The following is a 5,612-nucleotide window of genomic DNA, read 5'->3' as shown; positions in this document are numbered from 1 at the left end:
AAACCCCCTTTGATTTTATTGATAAAAACAGGGGAGGTCCGGAGGCGCCAGCCTCCGGGCGGGGTGCGGGGCGGCAGCCCCGCCCTCTTTTTTTGCTCAGAACGTGTCCGGCGCCGGAGCGATCTCGCGCGCCCCCTGCGGGGTGATCTCGCGGATGGCGAGGCCTCGCTCGGCCAGCCCGGCCGGAGTCAGCCGGAACAATCCCCCCGCCCCCAGGAAGCCAACCGGCGATTGCAGCGCCGCCGGGCTGTAATCGCCCTTGCCCTGGCGGGCCAGCAGGGCGGCCAGCGCGGTGGAATCATAGGCGATGCCGGCCAGCAGCGCCGGCACGTTGGCCGGCATCGGCCCGAACGCCTTGACGTAACGCTGTTCGAACGCCTCGTGCGACGCCGCCGGCGGGGCGGGATACCAGCCGCCGGCCAGCGACGGCTCGGCGCGCAGGCGGATATCGTCCCACAGCAGGGTGCCGAGCAGGCGCGGCGCGGCCCCGGCGCCGAACTCGCTGGTGACCAGACCGGCGAGGCTGCGCAGGCGCGGCCCGTCATCGGCGATCAGCACCGCGTCGATCGGCCGCTGGGCGGTGCGGGCGGCGGCGAGCCGGCGCACCGCGCTGGCGAAATCGGGCTGGGCCGGATCGTAATATTCGACCGCGACCAGATCGGCGCCCTGGGCGGCGGCGGCCTCGCGGGCGGATTCGGCGACGGCGCGGCCGTAATCGTCGGCGCGGGCCAGCACCGCGACGTGCCAGCGGCCCTGGCTGCGGGCGAAGCCGATCACCCGGGCCACCTGCGGCCCCGGCAGATAGCCGAGCGCATAGATGCCGCCCCCGGCGATGGTGCGGTCGGTCGAGAAGGCCAGCACCGGCAGGCGGTGCTCCTGGGCCTGCGGCGTCACCGCCTTGACCTCGAAGCTGAACACCGGGCCGAGCACGATGTCGGCCTCCTGGCTCAGCGCCTGGGCCATCGCCTGGGCGGCGCCCTCGGCGGTGCCCCGGGTGTCGAGCGGCAGCAGGCGGAAGCGGGAATCCGCGATCTCGAACAAGGCGAGCTGGGCGGCGTTGGCCAGGGCCTGTCCCACCGCCGCCTGCGGTCCCGACAGCGGCACCAGCAGGGCGGCGCGGGTCTCGGTCTTCGCCACCGGGCGGGGGGCGACAACGACCGGCTCCGGCACCGGGAGCGGCGGCGGCGGGGGCAGCGGGGCGGTGGTCGGCCGGGCCGGAACTTGCGGCGGTTCGACCGTGGCGGCGGTTGCGGGCTTGGTTCCCTGGCTCCAAGGTGCTACCTCTGCCACCTGTTGACAGCCCGACAGCACCAGGATAGCGGCAAGCCATGACAAGGCAGCGACACGGCGCCACCGAAACGCGGACTGGCGCAAGGCAACCCTCCCTGGACGGGGCGGAGGACGACGGCGCCCCCGCCGAGACGTTGGGCGAAGGTAGCCCGCGGGGACGGGGAAGTAAACCGGCGGCCGGGCTGTATCTGGTCGCCACCCCGATCGGCAATCTGGGCGACATCACCCTGCGCGCCCTCGACGTGCTGGCCGGCGCCGACCTGATCGCCTGCGAGGACACCCGGGTCACCGGCAAGCTGCTGCGCCTGCTCGGGCTCGACGGCAGCCTGACCCCCTACCACGACCACAATGCCGATCAGGCCCGCCCCGCCTTGCTGGCCCGGCTGGAGCAGGGCGCGGTGGTGGCGCTGGTGTCCGACGCCGGCACCCCGCTGGTGTCCGATCCCGGCTACCGGCTGGTGCGCGACTGCGTCGAGCGCGGTATCCGCGTCACCGCGCTGCCGGGGGCCTCGGCGGTGCTGACCGCGCTGCAATTGTCGGCGCTGCCGGTCGAACGCTTCCTGTTCGCCGGCTTTCTGCCGCCGCGCGGGGCCAAACGCCGCGCCGCCTTGCAGGATCTGGCCGCCGCTCCCGCCTCGCTGGTGATCTACGAGGCGCCGCACCGCGCCGCCGAGACCCTGGCCGACATGGCGGTGGTGCTGGGCGACCGCGAGGCGGCGCTGGCGCGCGAACTGACCAAGCTGCATGAGGAGGTGGCGCGCGGCCGCCTGTCCGAACTGGCCGCCCGCTTCGCCGCGACGCCGCCGCGCGGCGAGGTGGTGATCGTGGTCGCTCCGCCCGGCGCGGCCCCGGCCGCCGGCGCCGAGGATCTCGAAACCCGCCTGCGCCGCGAGGTCGAGGCCGGCGCCAGCCTGAAGGACGCCGCCGCCCTGGTCGCGGCCGAGACCGGCCACCCCCGGCGCGAGGTCTACGCCCTGGCGCTGCGCCTGTTCCGCACCGCGCCCTCGTGACCGTCGCGCGCGTCGCGGCGGCGCGGCGCGGCCGGCGCGGCGAGACCCTGGCGCTGTGGTGGCTGCGGCTCAAGGGCTACCGGCTGGTCGCCCGCAACGTCACCTTCGGCCGGGGCTCGGGGGCGGGCGAACTCGATCTGGTGATGCGGCGCGGCCGGCTGCTGGCCTTCGTCGAGGTCAAGACCCGGCCGACCCTGGCCGAGGCCGCCGCCGCCCTGACTCCGGCCCAGCGCCGACGGATCGAACGCGCCGCCGCCGCCTTCGTCGCCCGCCGGCCCGATGGTGCCGGGTGGGCCTTGCGCTTCGATCTGATCCTGCTGGCCCCCGGCCATCTGCCCCGTCACCTGCCCGACGCCTGGAGGCCGGAAAGTTAAGGCGGGCTGCCGCCCGCCGGCCCGCTTGGGGCGCAAAGCTCCCCAAACCCCTCACTGCTTTATTGATTTTCGGTCCTCCGGTTCCCCCTTCATTACGGAACTGCGGGGACGGAGAGGGCGGGCCTCGCTCGGCCATCCCCGTGTCGGCTCGGGGCAAGGCGCCAAACGGCTCCGATGATGCGCGGATCAAGTCCGCGCATGACGGAAAAGGAGCAAAGAAAAAATGAGGGGCTCGGGGAGCTTCGCTCCCCGAGCGGGTGCGGGCGGCAGCCCGCTTGCGTTACAACGCGTTGACCTCGCCGAGGAAGCCTTCGACCCGTTGTCCGAGATGGGTAGCGGCCTGTTCGAGGTCGCCGGCGACCTCGAACATGGTGGTGGCCATTTCGCCGGTGTGCTGGGCCGAGGCCGAGACGTCGGTGATGTTGCGGGTGACCAGTTGGTTGCCGTCGGCGGCCTGGCTGACGTTGCGGACGATTTCCTGGGTGGCGGCGTTCTGCTGTTCGACCGCGGCGGCGATCGAGCCGACCACCTCGTCGACCCGGCCGATCGCCCCCGACACCGTCTTGATCGCCGCCACCGCGTCGGTGATCGAGCTCTGGATGGTGCTGATCTGTTCGGCGATCTCGCTGGTGGCCTTGCCGGTCTGGTTGGCCAGTCCCTTGACCTCGTTGGCGACCACGGCGAAGCCCTTGCCGGCATCGCCGGCCCGGGCCGCCTCGATGGTGGCATTGAGGGCCAGCAGGTTGGTTTGCGCCGCAATGTCGCCGATCAGGGTGACGATCTCGCCGATGGTGCGGGCGGCGGCCGACAGCCCCTCGATGGTGTGGTCGGCGGTGCGCATCCCCTCGACCACCTCCTGGGTCAGCTGGGTGGTGTCCTGGACGCGGCGGCTGATCTCCATCGTGGTGCAGCCCAGTTCCTCGGCGGCGCTGGCGACGGTCTGGATGTTGCTGGAGGCCTCCTCGGCGGCGGTGGCGACCGCCGCGCTCTGGCGCCGGGTCTGGTCGGCGGCCTGGTGGAGGTCGGTCGAGGTGGTGTGGACGTTGCGCACCGTGGTGCCGAGCTGGTCGAGCACCTGACGGATCATCCCGTCGAAATCGGCGGTCAGCCGTTCGCGCTGGTGGCTCCGGGCCAAAGCGCGCTGCTGCTCGGCCCGCGCCTCTTCCTCCAGCCGTTCGGCCTGGATCATGCTTTCCTTGAACACCTTGACCGAACGGGCCATCGCCGCGATCTCGTCGCCGCCGTCGGCGAACGGCACCGCCACCGTCTTGTCCCCCGCCGCCAGCGCCAGCATCACCTCGGTGATGCCCTGCACCGGGCGGACGATCGAGCGGATGATGAAGAACGCCAGCAGGATGAAGCCGAGCCCGGAGGCCAGCCCCAGCGTCACCACCGCCGTCACCACCCGGGCGCGGGCGGCGGCGGCCTCGGCCGCCACGGTGCGGTTGCGTTCCTCGGTGAAGGTGCGGATCCGGTCGAAGGCCGGGGCGATGCCGGCATAGAGCGCCGCCAGCCGCCCGACCGAGTCGCGCGCCGCCTGATCGGCCCGGATCATCCCCACCACCCCGGCGAGATAGGCGTCGCTGAGGCGGGCCAGTTCGGCGCGGGCCGGGGGTTCCAGCGTGGCGCGCTCCAGTCGGGCGCGAAAGGCCTGATGCTCGGCCTCGATCTTGGCCTGGAGGTCGGGATAGCCCCGCAGCAGGTAATCCTTCTCGAACCGCCGCATCATCAGCATGTGGACCAGCAGGTCGCGGTCGCCGGCATCGCGCACCACCGCCTCGACCGCATGCACCGCCTTGCGCAATTCGCCCTGCAGGCCGCTTTTTTCGTCGAGCCCGGCGCTGACCTGGGCCTCGACCATCGCGTCGAAGGCGGTGCGGTACTGCGTCATCCCGGTGCCGACCTGATCGAGCAGCTCGCGGATCGGGGCCGCCTCGGGCCGGGCGGCCAGGGCGGCGGCGCGGGCCTGGGCCGCCTCGATGTCACGGCGGACCTGATCGACATATTTGACGTCGCGGCGGAGCAGGAAATCCTTCTCGCCGCGCCGGATGGTCAGATTGGCGATTTCCAGCGCGTCGCCGCCCTGGCTGATCGCGCGGTTGGCGGCGGTTTCCGCCTCGATGGCGGCCAGGGTGGACAGGGTCCAGGCGAGAACACCGCCCATCGCGGCGAGGGCGATCACCCCCGCGAGGGCGAGGGCGAGAATCCGCCCGCGAACGGTCAGAGTTGGCATCAGGGTCTCTCCCCGGCCAGAAGGCATGGGTGGGGGCGGGCGGATATGACTGGCTATATTTAGGTATGGGACTGTATAGACACAAGGGCATAGTGTCAATCCCGGAGGTAGTGAATCGTCGCGAGTCTTCCGCGCCCAGGCTGCCATCGCCGTTGCGGCGAGAGGCGCCTGATTTCAAGTTAGCCGCCAAAAAAGTTAGCGGGCGGTTACTTCTGCCTTCGCGGCGGGCTGATTCCGGCGCGGTCGCCTGGATGTTTGATCAGGCGCGGTCGCTTGTGTATCCGATCAGGCGCGGTCGCGCCGGCGGCGGATCAGGACATACAGCGCGCCGTCGCCGCCATGATGGGCGCGGGCGTGACAGAAGCCGAGGATCCGTTCCCTGAGCGGGCTCTGGTTGAGCCAGCGCGGCACCTGCCGGCGCAGCACCCCATCGCCGTGGGCGCCCTTGCCGGTGACCACCAGCAGCATCCGCCGCCCGGCGGCCCAGGCCCGTTCGATCGCACCGTCAAGCGCGGCGTGGGCGGCGTCCTGGGTCATGCCGTGCAGGTCGAGCGCGCCGTCGATCGCCATCTCGCCGCGTTTCAGCCGTTCGGCGCTGCGGCGGTCGAGCCCGGGGGTGTGGCCGTGCCCCAGCGTCGGCAGGCCGGCGGCGGGGCGGCGGGGGGCGGGGGCGCCGGCCGAGGGGCGGCGCGGCGGCTCGCCCGG

Annotated in this window: 5 protein-coding genes; 2 read left to right on the top strand and 3 right to left on the bottom strand. The window is 72.3% G+C overall.

The annotated features are described in order from the left end of the window. Positions 1 to 96 precede the first annotated feature (96 nt). Positions 97 to 1,137, bottom strand: a complete 1,041-nt coding sequence (locus tag ACFSNB_RS18290) for a penicillin-binding protein activator (RefSeq protein ID WP_377319207.1) — start codon at positions 1,135 to 1,137, stop codon at positions 97 to 99. A 191-nt stretch (positions 1,138 to 1,328) separates the two neighbouring features. Between ACFSNB_RS18290 and rsmI the strand changes: the two genes are divergently transcribed. Together rsmI and ACFSNB_RS18280 are read left to right on the top strand one after the other, a co-directional pair. Further along, entirely contained in the window at positions 1,329 to 2,300 is a 972-nt protein-coding gene (rsmI, locus tag ACFSNB_RS18285; RefSeq protein WP_377319205.1) for a 16S rRNA (cytidine(1402)-2'-O)-methyltransferase, read from the top strand. Beyond that, positions 2,297 to 2,674, top strand: a complete 378-nt coding sequence (locus ACFSNB_RS18280; protein ID WP_377319203.1) for a YraN family protein — start codon at positions 2,297 to 2,299, stop codon at positions 2,672 to 2,674. Before rsmI ends, ACFSNB_RS18280 begins: the two co-directional genes overlap by 4 nt. 280 nt (positions 2,675 to 2,954) lie before the next feature. Here ACFSNB_RS18280 and ACFSNB_RS18275 read toward each other — a convergent pair whose 3' ends face one another. Both ACFSNB_RS18275 and ACFSNB_RS18270 read right to left on the bottom strand, forming a co-directional pair. Then, on the bottom strand, positions 2,955 to 4,907 hold the full coding sequence (locus tag ACFSNB_RS18275) for a methyl-accepting chemotaxis protein (RefSeq protein WP_377319201.1): 1,953 nt from the start codon (positions 4,905 to 4,907) through the stop codon (positions 2,955 to 2,957). 285 nt (positions 4,908 to 5,192) lie between these two features. After that, positions 5,193 to 5,612: Smr/MutS family protein (locus tag ACFSNB_RS18270; protein WP_377319199.1), on the bottom strand; the 420-nt coding region annotated here is incomplete at its 5' end.

Origin of the sequence: Phaeospirillum tilakii, from assembly GCF_042683125.1 — a bacterium.
Lineage (GTDB): Bacteria > Pseudomonadota > Alphaproteobacteria > Rhodospirillales > Magnetospirillaceae > Phaeospirillum > Phaeospirillum tilakii.
This window is presented reverse-complemented; position numbering and strand designations above follow the sequence as displayed.

Bases quoted from the DNA above. Each gene is read 5' to 3' on its own strand.
- rsmI (WP_377319205.1), top strand. From the start codon at position 1,329: ATGACAAGGCAGCGACACGGCGCCACCGAAACGCGGACTGGCGCAAGG.
- ACFSNB_RS18275 (WP_377319201.1), bottom strand. From the start codon at position 4,907: ATGCCAACTCTGACCGTTCGCGGGCGGATTCTCGCCCTCGCCCTCGCG.